The following is a 16,268-nucleotide window of genomic DNA, read 5'->3' as shown; positions in this document are numbered from 1 at the left end:
GCCCGACAGCACCACCAGATCCGCCAGCTTGCCTGCCGTGATGCTGCCCTTGATCTTCTCCTCACCCAGCTGGCGGGCGGGGAGCAGGGTCAGGCCCTTCAGGGCGTCGAAGGGGGAGAGCTGCTCGGCATCTCCGGCCGGTCGCCTGATGGCCGCGGCCAGGATGCCCAGAGGCTGAGGCTGCAGGGCGGCCGGGTCGTGGGTTAGCAGGGGGGGAACGCCCTTCCCGAGGGCGCTGCCGGCGGGCAGGAAGCGCGTCGTACGTTCTGTACCGAGGGCATGGTTTTGCAGGGTGTCCAGGGACAGGCTGAGGCGGGTCGGGGCGAAGGCCACCTGGGCCCGGGCATCCTTCAGCGCCTCCAGTTGATCATCCCGCAAGGTCTGCCCCCCCACCAGCAGGGGACGTCGGTCCTTGAAGGGGTGCTTCTCGCCCGCACTCTGCAGACCCTTCAGGAACTGGTCGATGGCCGCATCCCCGTTGGCGTGGACCGCCACCTGCCAGCCGTTGGCATAGGCCTGCTCGAAGAGGCCGCCCGCCGTCTCGTCGCTGACGCCGGGATAGCCTGCATAGCTGGTGCGCTTGCCCGGGGGGGGCAGCTGGTAGGGCTGGGTCAGCCAGGCGCTGCGGTCTTCGGTGGTGCCATCCAGTGCAAACGACACCCCTGCCAGCTTGAGATGGCCCTTGTAATACCGGGGGGTGATCTGCTTGTGGCCCTTGAGGGCACTGGCGCTGCTGCCCAGGTCTGCGTAAAGCAGTACATCCAGCTTGAGGGCACCCAGATCGGCCGTCTGCAGGTAGAGCGTGAAATCCTCCGGGGTGGCACGGCCTTCGACTGCGGTGGTGTAGCCGTTCTGCAGGTAGAGGGCCTGTCCCTGCTGGATCAGGGCCAGGCGCTCATCCCCGCTGAAGTGGGGCAGGGCACCGAGGAGGGCGAAGGCACTGGTGCCCTCCAGCAGGCCATCGGGTTCCCGGGAGCCCGGCCAGCGACCGATATCGCCACCGGCCGGGGCGACGCTGTCCCGGGTGATCCCGGCCAGCTCCAGCGCCTTGCTGTTGGCGACCAGCTGGCGGCCCGACTGGTGCACGATGATCACCGGCAGATCCCGGGATACGTTGTCCAGATCGTTGCGGGTGGGTGTCCGCAGCTCCCGCAGGCGGGTCTCATCATAACCAAAGCCCACGATCCAGCCGAAACGCCGGGGCAGGTCGCTCCTGCCCCATTCCCGCAGCTCCCGCAGCAGCGCAGCCGTGTCTCCCACGCGCCCCTCGGGGGGCGGCTGGAGCTGGGCCGCCACTGAAAACAGGCCCAGGCGGGAGAGCTGTCCCCAGCTGTCGATGAACCCGGGCACGAGCGTTTTGCCCCCCAGGTCCACCACCTCGGTTCCCTCGCTTCTCCAGCGAGCCAGGATGGCCTTGCTGGTGCCCACGGCGACGATCCTGCTGCCCTTGATGGCCACCGCCTGGGCGCTGGGGCGCTTGTCGTCGAGGGTGATCACGTCACCGTTAGTGAAGATGATGTCGGAGAGGGGCGGCGGCGGCGGGACAGGCAGTGGCGCACTCGGGTCGGCAAGCTGGGCACCAGTCACCCCAGCGGCGGTGACGGTGGCTGCTGGAGTGGTGGCAGCGGACGGGACGGGAGGCTTGGCGGTGGCCACGGAGGGCGCCGTCTGCCTGGTCAGGGGCGTGGTGGCCTGGGCCAGCAGGCCGGGCGCTGCCAGAGTGAGCAGGGTGACCACCGACAGGCGGTGCAGCGTGAGGGCAGGATTCATGAACAGGCTCCGAAGACATTCTGGCCACCGGGCGGTGCCGACGCCAGTTCCCGGAGCATAGCAGAGGCATTTCGAGGTGCCGTGGCCGGCTTGGTGAAACATGCCCCTCCTTACAAGCCCCGGGCCCAGGCCGGCCGCAGGGGCGCCGCCGAGGGGCGTGCGATCGCTGTCCGTACCTGTTCCAGCAGTTTTTCCTTGTCCATACCCAGGGTGCCCTTGAGGATCAGCCAGTTGCTGGCGTGATCCGAGCGGAACACGGTGCGGTTCAGCGTCAGCTGTGACAGGAAGCGCTCCATCTCCCGGAACAGACCGGTTTGGTCCAGGGGCGTCCATTCCGGAAAGCCGGCCCGGAAGCGTGCCTCCCCGCCCGGGAAGCTCACCACGAGGGTGGACAGAAACTCCGGTTGGGTGGCGTTGGCGAGGCGGGCGGAGTTGTCCGCGTGCTGGTCGCTGTAGATCTGTCCGCCCAGGCCATTGAGGATCATCACCGAGCGGGTGATGCCCGCCTCCCCCAATTTGTCGAGGGCGGCCCGGGTGGAGTCGTAGGTTTCCCCCTTGTTCACCCGAGCCAGCACCGTGTCATCACCGGATTCCGCGCCCAGATAGACCATGCGCAGCCCTGCCTCCCGCAGCTCGCCCAGCTCGCTCGCCGTCTTCTTCTCCAGGTTGCGGGCCAGGCAGTAGCTGGAGACCCTGCGCACCCGGGGCAGGTGGGTTCGGATTGCTTCCAGGATTGCGTGCAGGCGTCGGGTGGGCAGTACCAGTGCGTCCCCGTCCGCCAGAAACACCCGCTGGATCTGGTCTGCGTGGCCCTCGCCGATGCGACGGATGCTCGTAAGCACCTCCTCTTCCCGGCGGGCGCGGAAGGCCTTTTGCGGTGCGGTGTACATCTCGCAGAAGGTGCAGGCGTTCCAGGAGCAGCCGTCGGTGACCGGCAGGATCAGGGATTGGGCCTCGGAGGGCGGACGGAAGACGGGTTCCACGTAGCGGATCAGCGGAATATTCATGGCGCGAAGGACGTTCATGGGAAAGAGAGAAGGTTAACGGCTCTGCCCATGGCCTGGCTCGGCCGCTCATGGCCGGATTGGGTCATCGGCAGCCTGATCGGTGCTGTGGTGATGGACGGCGCGGGACGCATCTTCCGTCTGGATTGAAGATGGAGGTCAGGGCGGTGCCGGTTCTGTCCTGGACGTTGCCCCGCAGCTCCAAATCCGGGGGGCGTCCTTCAGGAGTCGGGCCGGACACGCCACAGGGGGGCCAGGGCGATGAGGCCGAGCAGGGGGCCGGGCAGCAGGAGCCAGGCCACCATTTCCTGTCCCTGGGGCCACAGGCGGGTGGTGAGCGCGATGGACGCCATGCTGATCGCAAAACCGATGGCGTTCTGGAAGGCCAGGGCGCTGCCGACGATCTCCGGCGGGCAGGCCCGTGCCGAGAGCGCGGAGAAGTGGGGCGAATCGGCCACCACGCTGGCGCCCCAGATCAGCATCACGAGGGCCAGCAGCCAGACGGGACTGCCCGTGAGCAGGGGGTAGAGGGCACAGCAGGTGGCGGAGGTGGCGAGGGCAAGCGCCGCGACCCGGGCGCTGCCCAGGCGCCGGCTGAAGTGTCCCCCCAGCACGCAGCCAGCCGCACCGATCCCGATGACGGCAAAGGCCGGACCGGAGACCAGGGTGCCAGCACCTGCCCCAGTGCCCACCAGCAGGGGCACCAGCGTCCAGAAGGCGTAGAGCTCCCACATGTGGCCAAAGTACCCTAGGGCCGAAGCGCGGAAGCGGGGTTCACCAAACGCATGCAGGACCCGTCCCAGGCGCAGGGGCGGCGCTCCCGGTTTGCGCACCAGATGGGGGCCGTCTCCCAGGCGGGCGATCAGCCCGGCAGCGAACAGGGCCAGCACCGATGACACCAGCACCGTGGCTTGCCAGCTCCAGCCAGTGTCCAGGAAGCGGACCCCATGGGGCAGGGCCGTCCCCAGGGTGAGCATGCCCACCAGCCAGGCCAGGGCGGGCCCAGCCTGCTTCGGTACCCAGCTCACCACCAGTTTCATGCCGAGAGGGTACACCCCGGCGAGGGCCAGACCGACCGCAAAGCGGAACACCAGGGCACTTTCGAGTCCATTCGCCTGCAGCGCGAAGGCGGCGTTGGCGGCGGCGCCCAGTACTGCGCACAGGGCAAATATGCGGCTCGCCGGAAAGCGGTCGGCCAGACCGGTGAGGGAGAAGCCGAGGGTGCCGAGGATGAAGCCCAGTTGCACGGCATTGGTCAGCAGGCCCAGATCGGAGGGCCGCAGGTGCCAGGCACGCATCAGGTCATCGCCGGCGGCGTTGGCGGAAAACCACAGTGAAGTGCCGAAGAGCTGAGCGACGACGATGATCGGCAGGACGGGCATGGACACGCCTCCGTGCAGGTGGGAGCGGGGCGGCTTATACCCGGCGGCCCATGGCCTCACCCATGCGGATGGCGCCGGCAGGGGCCCAGTCGGGGGTGAAGCTCAGGCGCTTCTTGGGGAAGAGCAGGACGACCGTGGAGCCGAGCAGGAAGCGGCCCATTTCGTCCCCCTTCTTCAGCAGGACCGACTCCGTGTGGTAGTCCCACTCCTGGATCCGGCCCGGGCGGGGCGGGTTGACCACCCCGTGCCAGGTGGTGGCCATGCTGCCGACGATGGTGGCGCCGACCAGTACCAGGACGAAGGGGCCGATCTCCGGATTCTCGAATACGCACACCACCCGTTCATTGCGGGCAAACAGGCCGGGGACGCCGCGGGCCGTGGTGGGGTTGACCGAGAACAGGTCACCCGGGACGTAGATCATCCGGGTCAGGCGGCCGTCACAGGGCATGTGGATGCGGTGGTAGTCCCGGGGGCTCAGATAGAGGGTGGCGAACTCGCCATCCTGGAACTGGATGGCCAGATCCCGGTCTCCGCCCACCAGGGCGCGGGTCGAGTAGCTGTGACCCTTGGCCTGGAAAATCTGGTCGAGCTTGATCTGTCCGAACTGGCTGATGGCGCCATCCACGGGGCAAAGGAAGTCGGCTCCTGCCAGCGGACGGGCCCCCGGCCGGAGGGGGCGGGTGAAGAATTCGTTGAAGCTGGGGTAGCTGGCGATGTCCGGGTTGGCGGCCTCGGCCATATTGACTCCGTAGCGTTCCACGAACCAGCGGATCACGGCGGTGGTGAGGCTGCCCGCCCGGGCGCCGGCCAGCATGCCGGCGAGCCGGGTGAGGGCCTGTTTGGGAATCAGATACTGGGGGAGGACGGCGAGGCGGTCGGACACGGTGGAATCCTGGGGGAGCGAAGGCCCGGATTATAGCGGCCCGGGCCGGCGGCTGAAGGCGTGGTTGGGGGCGCCGTCGTCAGGCGGAACGCTGTGCACCTCCAGTCAGCGTGTCTGGAAGCCCGCGTCTTCAATGGCAGCACGGATGTCGCCTTCGGAGACGAGACTGCCATGCTCGATCTCGGCGGCACCGGTCTCCAGGGACACCTCCGCGTAGCCGATGTGGGGGAGATCCTGGATGGCGTTCATGACGGTCCGCAGACATTCGTCGGACTGCATGCCGGTAATGGTGAGGGTGGTGGTGGGCATGGTGTTCTCGTGGGTCAGAGGGGCTTTGCCCCGGGGTGGATGGGTCAACTTTCCCCGCCAATGGGGAAAGCCCGGTCATACAGCAGGTTGAAGCTGAAGGCGTAGGTGACGTAAGCCAGGGCCAGGGCGATGTCGGCCATCAGGGCAGTGAGCCAGTCCATGCCGGTCCAGAAGACGATCACTGGCAGGGTCATCAGCAACAGGCCACCCTCGAAGCCGATGGCGTGGATGGCCCGCAGCCGCCACGGGCGCCGGTCTGCGGAGCGGCCGGTGAGGTGATTTTCCAGCCAGTCGAAGGCGGTGTTGTAGAGTCCGTTCCAGGACGCTGCCAGCACGGCCAGGAGGGCCATCAACAGGAAGGAGTCGCCGACGGGCTCGCCGGACAGCCAGATGTAGGGCGGGGTGATCAGCAGCAGGCCGCCGATCTCGAACAGGGCAACCTGCCGCAGGCGATCGGACAGGCTGCGCAGGCGGGGTGGTGCGGTGGTCATGGGGGCCTTGAAAAGGGGATCCGGCTGGGACTGGCCAGTGCCAGCACCTGGAGTTTAACCTGTCCCCCGGACCGGCTAAACTGCTGCCCTTGCCGCGTTTCACAAAATCCGCCGATGACTGATGCCCCTTTGCTCTCCCTGGTCTGCCACCCGGACCTGCCCTGTCCGGAGGTGGAGGCCATTGGGGTGGGGATTATCCGGGACGGTGACGGCTGGGTGCTCGACTATCGGCTGGAGGGTGATCTGGCCGCCCTGCGTATTCCTGAGGCTGGCCAGCCCCTGCCAGTGGAGCGGTTGTGGGCTCATACGTGTTTTGAGCTGTTTGTCGCCCGGCAGGGTGAGGCCGCCTATCGGGAGTTCAACTTCTCGCCGACCGGGCAGTGGATGCGCTTTGATTTTTTGGCCTATCGTCAGCGGAGCGTCAGCCCCCGGTCCCTGGAGCCGGTCCTTACGGTCCGCCGGGATGCCCGTGTTCTGGGGATGGAGGTGCGCCTCCCGGGCGTCGCCCTGCCGGAGGGGCCCTGGCAGATCGCTCTCACGGCGGTGGTGGAGCTGGCCGATGGCCGCCACTGTTACTGGGCCCTGCAGCACCCCCGGGGTCAGCCTGATTTTCACCATCAGGACAGCCGGGCCTGTTTCCTGAATCCCTTGCATGTCCAGAAAGTACCCACGCCATGATCCTGTTCGGTCTCGACCGCCTGCTTGCCGATCCCGCCCTGCGTCGCCCCCTGGTGGGCAAGCGGGTTGCCCTGCTGGCCCACCCTGCCTCGGTCACCCGGGATCTGACCCACTCCCTGGATGCGTTGGCAGCACTGCCTGACATCCGGTTATCTGCTGCTTTTGGCCCTCAGCACGGTTTGCGGGGTGACAAGCAGGACAACATGGTTGAGTCACCGGATTTTTTCGACCCGGTGCATGGGATTCCGGTTTTCAGCCTCTACGGTGAGGTGCGCCGTCCCACGGTGACGATGATGGACCGTTTCGACGTGGTGCTGGTGGACCTCCAGGATCTGGGCTGTCGCATCTACACGTTCATCACCACGCTCCGTTACATCCTTGAGGATGCCGCCCGCCACGGCAAATCCGTGTGGGTGCTGGACCGTCCCAATCCGGTGGGGCGCCCGGTGGAAGGGACCCTGCTGCAGCCGGGCTGGGAGAGCTTTGTGGGGGCCGGGCCGCTGCCCATGCGTCATGGGCTGACCATGGGAGAGCTGGCCCGCTGGTTCGTGGCGACGCTCAAGCTGGACGTGGATTGCCAGGTGATCACCCTGCAGGGCTGGCAGCCGGCGGCTGCGCCAGGTTATGGCTGGCCCTTGGGGCAGCGTAGCTGGGTCAACCCAAGCCCCAACGCGCCCAACCTTTCGATGGCTCGGGCCTATGCCGGCACGGTGATGCTGGAGGGCACCACCTTGTCGGAGGGGCGCGGTACGACCCGGCCGCTGGAGCTCTTCGGTGCCCCGGACATGGATGCGGGTCAGGTGATTGCGCACATGCAGGCCCTGGCGCCCCGCTGGCTCCAGGGCTGTCGCCTGCGTGAGTGCTGGTTCGAGCCCACTTTCCACAAACACGCTGGCAAACTGTGCAGTGGTGTGCAGATTCACGTGGAGGATCCGCTCCATTATGACCATGAGGCTTTCCGCCCCTGGCGGCTCCAGGCTCTCGCCTTCAAGGCGATCCGCCAGATCCAGCGGGACTATCCCCTGTGGCGCGATTTTTCTTACGAGTATGAGCATGACCGGCTTGCCATCGATCTCATCAATGGCTCCGAGAGCCTGCGCCAGTGGGTGGATGACCCCGCCGCCAGGCCGGGCGATCTGGATGCCCTGGCCCAGGCAGACGAGCGACGCTGGCTGGAGCTGCGGCGTCCTTTCCTCCTGTATTAAACCCCGGGACAGATGAAGAAGGGACGCCCTGGGGCGTCCCTTCTTCATGGAATGCGGGCAGGCCTGGTCAGTCGACCGCTTTCAGCGTCACGCTGGTGTCCACCTTGCCGATGACTTTCTGAAGGCCGAGACGGGTGCTGGTGTTGAGCACCAGGGGGGCCATCACGTTGGCTCTAACCGGACTGTCCCCCTGCTTGCTGACGATCAGCAGCAAGTGGATGTCTTCGGGACTGCCCAGCTGAATGGCGGCCACTTCTTCGTCGCTAAGGGCGAATTCATAATTGAGTCCCATCACCTCGGGGGTCGTTACGGTGAAGGCCACCTCAGGGTCGTCCAGGCACTGGAGTACGAACAGCTTGGGCGCCGAGTCTCCTTCGGAGTGGATCAGCGTGAACTGATGGCAGGTCTCGAAGCCGGGCAGGCCCGCGGGGAACTGGAGGATGCGTTCTGCAGAGACTTCGATTTCGCCGACGACAGGACTGGTGATCTTCATGGATGCTCCCTTTTTCTGGTATGGACGAGACCGGGGTGCCGGGCGCCCGCAGTCTTACTGGCGTCCATCATAGACCTCTGGAGAACTCTGCGGGTGTGAAACTAAAGGGGCTTTCCTCGCCATTCCTGGCCTCAGCTGGCCTCAGGGAGATAAAAAACAAGGGGCGCCCGGTAGGGCGCCCCTTGTGTCACCAAGGACCGGAGCTGGTCCGGTCCGGGTGTGGATCAACGATCGCGGTTGAAAGTCCGACCGGCGCGGGGTTTGCCTGCGTGATCGCCATTGCCGCGACCACCTCCAAAGCCACCGCCGGCGTTGTGGTGGGTGGAGCTGCGCTTGGCCACGTGGGGGAACTCGGTGCGGTGTTCCGGGTGGCGCGGAGCGCTGGTGCCGTCTGTGTGGCGGGGGGCTTCGCGGACGTCACGACGGCCTTCGCTGTGGCCGGCCCAGGGGCTGGCGCTGCGGCCTTCGCCGTCACGGCGGGGTTCCCGGTCAAAGCGACCGCCACCGAAGCCACCGCCAGAGGACGGCGAACGCTTGTCGCCGAAGCGGCCGCCGCCGCCATTGCCGAAGCTGCGGCCGCCGTCACGACGGGGACCACCCGGGCGACGTTCATCGGCAGGCATGGTGCTGCGGGCTTCGAGGCCGGGCATGGTGTGCACGGCCAGGGGCTGGCGGGTGTAGCGTTCGATGGCGCGCAGAAGGCGCACGTCGCGGCGTTCGGCCAGGCTGATGGCGATCCCGGAGGCGCCGCCGCGGCCGGTGCGGCCGATGCGGTGCACGTAGTCGGCAGCGACCTTGGGCAGGTCGTAGTTGATCACGTGGCTGATGGTACGCACGTCGATGCCGCGGGCGGCCACGTCAGTGGCAATCAGTACGCGCAGGTGGCCGCGACGCAGCTGGTCGAGGGTACGGGTACGCATGCGCTGGTTCATGTCGCCGTGGAGGGCGGCCACGGAGTGGCCCTGGGCTTCCAGGTTCAGGGTCAGGGCATCGGCGTCCCGCTTGGTGGCGGTAAATACGATGGCCTGTTCCACGTCTGTGTCGCGCAGGATGCCGTCGAGGAGGCGGTTCTTGTGGCCGATGTCGTCGGCAACCAGCAGGCGCTGCTCGATGTTTTCGTGGCGGCTCTGGGCCGAGTTGATCTCGATGCGCTCCGGGTCCTTCAGCAGGCGCTGCATCATGCGGGCGACCTGACCGTCCAGAGTGGCCGAGAAGAACAGGGTCTGGCGGTTGGCCGGCAGCTTGGCACAAATGGCCTCGATATCGTCCACGAAGCCCATGTCGAGCATGCGGTCGGCTTCGTCGAGGATCAGGATCTCGAGGCGGGCGAAGTCGATGCGGCCGCTGTTCATCTGGTCCATCAGGCGGCCGGGGGTGGCCACCAGGATTTCATAGGGGCTGGACAGCAGCTTGTTCTGCACCGGGTAGGGCATGCCGCCGACGACGCTGACGGCCTTGGCGTGGCGCAGGTGCTTGCCGTAGCCCTTGCAGGCGTCGGTGACCTGGACGGCCAGTTCGCGGGTCGGGGTGAGCACCAGCACGCGGGGGCCGCGGGCCTTGATGGTCGGTTCGGTGGTCAGGCGCTGCAGCGAGGGCAGCATGAAGGCGGCGGTCTTGCCGGAGCCGGTCTGGCTCGACACGACGAGATCCTTGCCCGCGAGGGCGGCGGGGATGGCGGCCAGCTGAACGGGGGTCGGGGTGGTGTAGCCGGCGTCGTTGACGGCCTTGACGATGTGCTCGGAAAGACCGAGGTTTGCGAAATCCATTTCGCTTCCTTATCTGGTATTGCGGATGCGGTGCCCGCGAAGAAAAAACGGCAACGCGTCGCAGCGCAACGCTGCGCGCGACAATATGGCTGCCTGACTGGCATATCGGCACTAACCGATCAGGACAACCTCACGTCGAATACGGGAGATAAGAAGGCTAGGGACGATCTGACTCGGTGCGAACCGCTTTGCACCGGACTGGGAAATATAGCGGTAAAGCGCGCGCAACACAAGAAAAATGTTGCGGCGCAAAAAAACGTCGGGTCTGGAGGCGCGGGTGACATTCTCCGGACGGGCTCCCTGGGCGGGCGGTAAACATGGAGCCAGGGTTTTGATTCACACTTCGGAGTGTGGCGGGCAGCTTTGTCCGGCACGACTCTTCAGCGAAAGGATTCTTCATGCGTTTCGACAACAGCCGGGAAAGCAGCAACGTCGAGGACCGCCGCGGCGGTGGCGGTGGGCTGCCGGTCGGCGGCCGCAGCATCGGTATCGGCACCATCGTGCTGGCGCTGGTGGCGATGTATTTCGGGGTCGATCCGAGCGTGATCCTCAACCAGACGGCGGTGGCGCCGTCCCGGGTCGAGCAGGGCCGCCCGGCGGCAGCGCCGGCCAACGATGCCGAGAGCAAGTTCGTCCGCCACGTGCTGGCCGAGACCGAGGACACCTGGCAGCAGATCTTCCGCCAGAACGGCAAGACCTACACCGAGCCGACCCTGGTGCTGTTCACCGGCGCGACGCGCACGGCGTGCGGGGTCGGGCAGGCGGCGATGGGGCCGTTTTACTGCCCGGCCGACCAGAAGGTGTATATCGACCTGGCTTTCTATCAGGAGCTGAAGAACCGCTTCAACGCGCCGGGCGATTTCGCCCAGGCCTATGTGATCGCCCACGAGGTGGGTCATCACGTGCAGAACCTGCTGGGGATTTCCGAGAAAGTGCAGGCTGCCCGCCAGCGGGCCGGCGAGCGTCAGGCCAACGAACTGTCGGTGCGCCTCGAGCTGCAGGCCGACTGCCTGGCCGGCGTGTGGGCGAAGAACGCTGACGCGGCCCGGGGCATTCTCGAGGCGGGCGACGTGGAAGAGGCGCTGCAGGCGGCCTCGGCGATCGGCGACGACACGCTGCAGAAGCAGGCCCAGGGTTACGCGGTACCCGACAGTTTCACCCATGGTTCGGCCGAGCAGCGGGTGCGCTGGTTCAAGCGCGGGATGGATGCGGGTCAGCTGGCGGCGTGCAACACTTTCCAGGCGAGCCGTCTGTAAATGCAGGACGGGCCGGCTCTCCTCAGGAAGGCCGGCCCGGAAGGCAATGCTGTGCTGCGGGTTCAGCCGGCCAGCTTGGCGAAGGCGTCGACGACTTCAGGCGGGGCCTGGACGAGTTCGATCAGCACGCCTTCACCGCCGATCGGGAACTCTTCGTTGCCCTTGGGGTGCAGGAAGGTGATGTCGAAGCCGGCCGCACCCTTGCGGATGCCGCCCGGGGCAAAGCGCACGCCGTTGGCGCTGAGCCATTCGACGCACTTGGGCAGATCGTCCACCCACAGGCCGACGTGGTTGAGCGGGGTGGTGTGTACGGCGGGCTTCTTCTCGGGGTCGAGGGGCTGCATCAGGTCGACCTCGACCTTGAACGGGCCCTTGCCCATGGCGGTGATGTCCTCGTCCACGTTCTCCCGCTCGGAGACGAAGTTGCCGGTGACCTCGAGGCCGAACATGTCGACCCACAGGGTACGCAGGCGCTCCTTGGACGGGCCACCGATGGCGATCTGCTGCACGCCGAGGATCTTGAATGGTCTGGTCATGTGTGTTGCTCCCTCTTTGTAAGAGCCCGGATTTTACCGGGGGCCGGAGCGTGTGGGGAAAGTGTCGGTCCGCCCCCTGTCGGTCACCCCGTCACCCATTCCACCGTGGCACACAACAGATAGCCGGCGCCATATACGGTCTTGATGATCTTCGGATCCTGGGGGTCTTCTTCGAGTTTGCGGCGCAGGCGTGAGATGCGCACGTCGATGCTGCGGTCAAAGGGGTCCAGGTCGCCGCCAATCAGTTGCTCCCGGGTGAGGATCTTGTTGGGACGCTTGAGCAGGGTTTGGAGCAGGGCGGCCTCGGCTGCGGACAGGCTGACTTCCCGTCCGTCTCCGTGGGTCAGACTGAGAAGACCGATATCGAATTGCCAGCTGTCAAAACGGACGTGGGTGTGGTTACCGGGCTCCGGCGCGGCGGTTTTCTGGTAGCGGCGCAGGATGGAACGCACCCGTGCGACCAGTTCGCGGGGCTCGAAGGGTTTGACCAGATAGTCGTCGGCGCCCAGTTCGAGACCCAGTACCCGGTCGGTGACCCCATCCCGGCCGGTGAGGATCAGGGCTGCGCAGGGATTTTTTTCCTGGAGCTCCCGCAGTACCTGCAGGCCATCCATGTCGGGCAGTCCCAGATCCAGGATGGCCAGGTCGGGCGGGCCCTGGCGGGCACGGGTGAGCAGGCTGCGGCCTGAACCGAAGGTTTCACTGCGAAAACCGTATTCGTGCAGGGTGGAGGCAATCAGGCGGGCAATCTCGGTTTCATCCTCGACAATGAAGATGAGGGGGGGAGCCTTGTCAGGGGCGTTCATGGTGCCGGTATCTCCGGGTAGTCGAGGGCTGCCAGGGCGGCGGCCAGGGCGGTCTGGTCGAAGGGCTTGCGCAGGGTCGGGGTGTCTGGGGTCGCGGTCTGCGTTTCACTGGTGGCGTAGCCGGTGATCAGCAGGATGGGCAGGCGGGGGCGGACCGTCCGGGCATGGGCGGCCAGTTCCCGTCCGCCCATGCCCGGCATCACCGTGTCGGAGATCAGCAGGGCGATGTCCTCCACGGTTTCGAGCAGGGTCCGTGCCTCCAGCCCGTTGCCGGCTTCGAGCACCGGGTAGCCCAGTTCGGTGAGCTGCTGGCGCAGGACCTTGCGGACTTCCGGTTCGTCCTCCACCAGCAGGACCAGCCGGCGTGCGTTCACCGTGGGGGCGGGGGCCGGGCGGGCGGTGGCGGGCGGGGAGGGGGGGGCGTCGGTCATCGGCAGGATGAAGCGGACATGGGTGCCCGCGCCTGGCGTGCTGCGGATGCGGATGTTTCCGCCGGACTGGCGGATGAAACCGTAGACCATCGCCAGGCCCAGCCCGCTGCCGGCACCGAAGGCCTTGGTGGTGAAGAAGGGCTCGAAGAGGCGCGGCAGGAGCTCGGGGGCAATCCCGGTGCCGGTGTCGGAGATGTCGAACTGCACATACTCTCCGGCCGGGACTTCCACCAGGAGGGCGAGGCTCGGGGAGACGTGGCGGCGGGCTACGCCGATGCGCAGTTCGCCGCCGTCGGGCATGGCATCACGGGCATTGATGGCCAGGTTGAGCAGGGCGTTTTCCAGCTGATGGGGATCGGCCAGGGCGTGGAGCCGGCTGGTGGGCAGATCCAGGTGGATGGCAATCCGCTCGGTCAGGGTCCGCGAGAGCAGCTGGCTCATGCCCAGCACCAGGGTGCCCACCTCCACTGAACAGGGTGCCAGTGGCTGCTGGCGGGAAAAGGTCAGCAGTCGGCGGATCAGCTCCGTCCCCCGGCGGGCGGCGGAGAGCGCTGGCGCCAGGTAGTCCTCGAAGCCCTGGTGGGCCGGCAGCTTGTCCTGAAGGGTGGCCAGGTTGCCGGTGATGATGGTGAGCAGGTTGTTGAAATCGTGGGCCAGGCCGCCGGTGAGCTGGCCCACGGCTTCCATTTTCTGGGCCTGGATCAGGGCGGCCTGGCTGGCCTTCTGTTCGGTGATGTCGATGGACAGCACGAAGAAGCCCTGGACGCCGCCCGCCAGCGAGGCTTCCGGTACCACCGCGCTGCGGGCATGTACGGAGCGGCCGTCGGGCAAGGTGCGGGAATATTCGTAGCTGACCTGCTCTCCGGTGGCCGCCTGTTCCAGGTAGGGCTTGATCTGGGCATAGGCCTCGGGGCCGAATACCTCGGCGATGCTGCGTCCGACGATGCTCTGCTTGTCGATGCCGAACCATTCCGTGTAGCCCCGGTTGGCGAAGCGGTAGCGCTCCCCCGCGTCCACGTAGGCGATCAGGGCCGGGATGGCATCCATGATCAGGCGCAGGCGCTCCTCGCTGCGGGCCAACTGACCGGCCAGGGCGTCGAGGCGGTGGGTGGCGGCTTCCAGCTCGGCGGTGCGCGCCCGGACCCGGTTTTCAAGCTCGCTATTCTGGCTTTCGATGAGCTTCTCGTAACGGCGTTGTTCAGTGATGTCGGTCCACAGGGTGACAAAGCCCAGGTTGGGAATCGGGACGCCACGGATGGACAGGATCTGGCCGTTGGGGCGGGTGCGCTCGGCGTTGTGGGGTTGAAACGCACGTACGGCGGCCATCCGCTCGGCGACCTGGCGCTCCACCTCTGCCGGGCTCCTGCTCACGCCGCAGCCGTATTCGCCCCGTTCGATGTTGTAGCGCACAAAGGCTTCGAAGGGTGTGCCGACCCGGACCATCTCTTCCGGAAAATCCAGCAGGCGCAGCATGGCCGTGTTCCAGGTGACCAGCTTGGGGGTGGCATCGAACACCGCAATGGCCTGGTCCAGGAGGTCGAAGCCGGCCAGCAGCAGGTCGTAGCGGCGGAGCTCTTCCGGGGAACTGGGCCGGATGGCCGGGTCGGCTATGCGTGAGGTCATGGGCTTACTCGGTCGTGGTGTCGCCAGCCTGGGTGGACAGCTGGCGCCGGTAGCGCTCCGGCGACATCCCGGTCCACCCGGTGAAGGCCCGGTAGAAGGCCGAGGTGTCCGCATAGCCCAGGTCGGCGGCTACCCGGGCAATGGGCTGGCGGGTCTTGGTGAGGCGGGCCAGCGCCATGTCCCGGCGGAGTGCTTCCTTGATGGCCCGGAAGCTGGAGCCTTCCTCTTCCAGGCGGCGGTGCAGCGTGCGCGGTGACATGTGCAGCCGGCTGGCCACTTCTTCCTGTCCCAGGCTGGCGGGCAGGGCGTGCCGGATCAGGTCGCGGACCCGGGTGACCGTGTTGCGGTCCCGCCGGTAGAGCATGCTGATCCGTCCCGGTGCGCCCTCCAGGAAAGTGACGAGGGCGGCCTCGTCCCGGCGGATGGGCAGATCGAGCAGGGTGGCATTGAAGTGTGCGCAGAGCCGCCCGCCGTCCGTGAAGCAGGAGCGTTCGGTGTAAACCAGGGCATAGTCGTCAGCATGGGGGGGGCGCGGAAAGGGGAAATCCACCGAGTCCAGTGCCAGCCCGCGCCCTACCAGCCAGCAGGACAGGCTGTGGACCAGGCGCAGCAGCCACTCGAACGCAAACACCCGGCCCGCTTCATCGGGGGCTCGGGCGAGGGGGCGGGTCTCCTCGATGCAGAGCTCGGCCCGGTTGTCGTGGCGGTGCACGGCAATCCGGAAATCCGGCAGCACGATGGACAGGAAGCGTCGTGCCCGGTCGAGCCCGTCCGCCAGGGTCGGCGCGCCGAGCATGCTCCGGCACAGGAACTCAAAGCTGCCTGGCCGCATCGGGATGCTGAACAGCCCGAACCCCTCATCCTCGAGCCGGGCGATGATCAGGTTGTAGAGCGTGGCGTAGCGGTCCACCGGCACCCGGCTGGCCGCGTCTGCAATGTTGATGTCCATCCCGGCCAGCAGGGGGGTTGGGTCGATATTGCGCTGCAGCATTCCGGAAAGCATGCCGCTCACGAAACCCATTGAAACTGTGGCGTGTTTGAAGGTGGGCGTGTGGGCCAAGGAATTTCGCTCGGGGGTCGGAGATTGCAGGAAAAGCTTGGCGGATTTTGCATGAATCCCGTCGACAACAGCAATGGTCAAGTGGCCTTCCACCTCTTAATATATGTAGATCGATAAACATGATGTGGGGGAGACAACCATGACCGATCTGAGCGTTGCCAAGAAACTCGTCGCTTACAAGCCCAAGAACAAAGTGCGTTTCGTCACTGCTGCGGCGCTTTTCGACGGCCACGATGCGTCGATCAACATCATGCGGCGGATTCTTCAATCCACCGGCTCCGAGGTGATCCACCTCGGGCACAACCGTTCGGTGGGCGAGATCGTCAATGCCGCGCTGCAGGAAGACGTGCAGGGCATCGCGATCACGTCCTACCAGGGCGGGCATGTGGAGTTCTTCAAGTACATGATCGACCTGCTGCGCGAGAACGGCGGCGAGAACATCAAGGTCTTCGGCGGTGGCGGTGGCGTGATCGTGCCCGCCGAAATCAAGGAGCTCCACGACTACGGCGTCACCCGCATCTACTCGCCGGAAGACGGTGCCGTGCTGGGCCTGCAGGGGATGATCAACGACCTCG

At 66.4% G+C, this 16,268-nt stretch carries 16 protein-coding genes; 4 read left to right on the top strand and 12 right to left on the bottom strand.

Going from position 1 to position 16,268, the window contains the following annotated elements; genetic code table 11:
• From PHD22_RS12955 to PHD22_RS12930, 6 genes are all read right to left on the bottom strand, one after another.
• Positions 1–1,770, bottom strand: a 1,770-nt coding sequence (locus PHD22_RS12955; RefSeq protein WP_299867494.1) for an amidohydrolase, incomplete at its 3' end; no start/stop codon positions are given.
• A gap of 110 nt (positions 1,771–1,880) precedes the next feature.
• Positions 1,881–2,795, bottom strand: coding sequence for a radical SAM protein (locus PHD22_RS12950; protein ID WP_299867491.1), 915 nt, complete (start codon positions 2,793–2,795; stop codon positions 1,881–1,883).
• A gap of 200 nt (positions 2,796–2,995) precedes the next feature.
• Positions 2,996–4,156 (bottom strand): MFS transporter, encoded by a 1,161-nt coding sequence (locus tag PHD22_RS12945; protein WP_299867488.1) that lies wholly within the window; start codon positions 4,154–4,156, stop codon positions 2,996–2,998.
• Positions 4,157–4,190: 34 nt separating this feature from the next.
• Complete coding sequence (asd, locus tag PHD22_RS12940; protein ID WP_299867483.1) at positions 4,191–5,039, bottom strand: archaetidylserine decarboxylase; 849 nt, start codon at positions 5,037–5,039, stop codon at positions 4,191–4,193.
• A gap of 105 nt (positions 5,040–5,144) precedes the next feature.
• Complete coding sequence (locus tag PHD22_RS12935; RefSeq protein ID WP_299867480.1) at positions 5,145–5,348, bottom strand: heavy-metal-associated domain-containing protein; 204 nt, start codon at positions 5,346–5,348, stop codon at positions 5,145–5,147.
• 44 nt (positions 5,349–5,392) lie between these two features.
• Complete coding sequence (locus PHD22_RS12930) at positions 5,393–5,839, bottom strand: PACE efflux transporter (RefSeq protein ID WP_299867477.1); 447 nt, start codon at positions 5,837–5,839, stop codon at positions 5,393–5,395.
• 114 nt (positions 5,840–5,953) lie between these two features.
• On the opposite strand from PHD22_RS12930, the gene PHD22_RS12925 reads away from it, so the two are divergent.
• Complete coding sequence (locus tag PHD22_RS12925; protein WP_299867474.1) at positions 5,954–6,517, top strand: DOMON-like domain-containing protein; 564 nt, start codon at positions 5,954–5,956, stop codon at positions 6,515–6,517.
• Entirely contained in the window at positions 6,514–7,722 is a 1,209-nt protein-coding gene (locus PHD22_RS12920) for a DUF1343 domain-containing protein (RefSeq protein ID WP_299867471.1), read from the top strand. Before PHD22_RS12925 ends, PHD22_RS12920 begins: the two co-directional genes overlap by 4 nt.
• A 67-nt stretch (positions 7,723–7,789) precedes the next feature.
• Here the strand turns inward: PHD22_RS12920 and fliW are convergent, their stop codons facing one another.
• The gene (fliW, locus tag PHD22_RS12915; protein WP_299867468.1) at positions 7,790–8,215 is read right to left on the bottom strand and encodes a flagellar assembly protein FliW; all 426 of its coding nucleotides are present in this window, start codon (positions 8,213–8,215) and stop codon (positions 7,790–7,792) included.
• A gap of 224 nt (positions 8,216–8,439) precedes the next feature.
• Positions 8,440–9,981, bottom strand: a complete 1,542-nt coding sequence (locus tag PHD22_RS12910) for a DEAD/DEAH box helicase (protein WP_299867465.1) — start codon at positions 9,979–9,981, stop codon at positions 8,440–8,442.
• 398 nt (positions 9,982–10,379) lie between these two features.
• On the opposite strand from PHD22_RS12910, the gene PHD22_RS12905 reads away from it, so the two are divergent.
• On the top strand, positions 10,380–11,237 hold the full coding sequence (locus tag PHD22_RS12905) for a neutral zinc metallopeptidase (RefSeq protein ID WP_299867462.1): 858 nt from the start codon (positions 10,380–10,382) through the stop codon (positions 11,235–11,237).
• A gap of 62 nt (positions 11,238–11,299) precedes the next feature.
• Here PHD22_RS12905 and PHD22_RS12900 read toward each other — a convergent pair whose 3' ends face one another.
• From PHD22_RS12900 to PHD22_RS12885, 4 genes are all read right to left on the bottom strand, one after another.
• Entirely contained in the window at positions 11,300–11,773 is a 474-nt protein-coding gene (locus PHD22_RS12900; RefSeq protein WP_141353143.1) for a VOC family protein, read from the bottom strand.
• Positions 11,774–11,856: 83 nt separating this feature from the next.
• Positions 11,857–12,579 (bottom strand): response regulator transcription factor, encoded by a 723-nt coding sequence (locus PHD22_RS12895; RefSeq protein WP_299867454.1) that lies wholly within the window; start codon positions 12,577–12,579, stop codon positions 11,857–11,859.
• A complete protein-coding gene (locus tag PHD22_RS12890) occupies positions 12,576–14,633 on the bottom strand; it encodes a PAS-domain containing protein (protein ID WP_299867451.1) in 2,058 nt (685 codons plus the stop codon). Before PHD22_RS12890 ends, PHD22_RS12895 begins: the two co-directional genes overlap by 4 nt.
• Positions 14,634–14,637: 4 nt before the next feature.
• Positions 14,638–15,636 (bottom strand): AraC family transcriptional regulator, encoded by a 999-nt coding sequence (locus PHD22_RS12885; RefSeq protein ID WP_299867449.1) that lies wholly within the window; start codon positions 15,634–15,636, stop codon positions 14,638–14,640.
• 196 nt (positions 15,637–15,832) lie between these two features.
• Between PHD22_RS12885 and PHD22_RS12880 the strand changes: the two genes are divergently transcribed.
• Positions 15,833–16,268: cobalamin-dependent protein (locus tag PHD22_RS12880; protein ID WP_299867446.1), on the top strand; the 436-nt coding region annotated here is incomplete at its 3' end.

The organism is Zoogloea sp. (assembly GCF_028693495.1).
Taxonomy (GTDB): Bacteria; Pseudomonadota; Gammaproteobacteria; order Burkholderiales; family Rhodocyclaceae; genus Zoogloea.
Note: the sequence above shows the minus strand (reverse complement) of the source record. Positions and strands in the feature narration are given on the sequence as shown.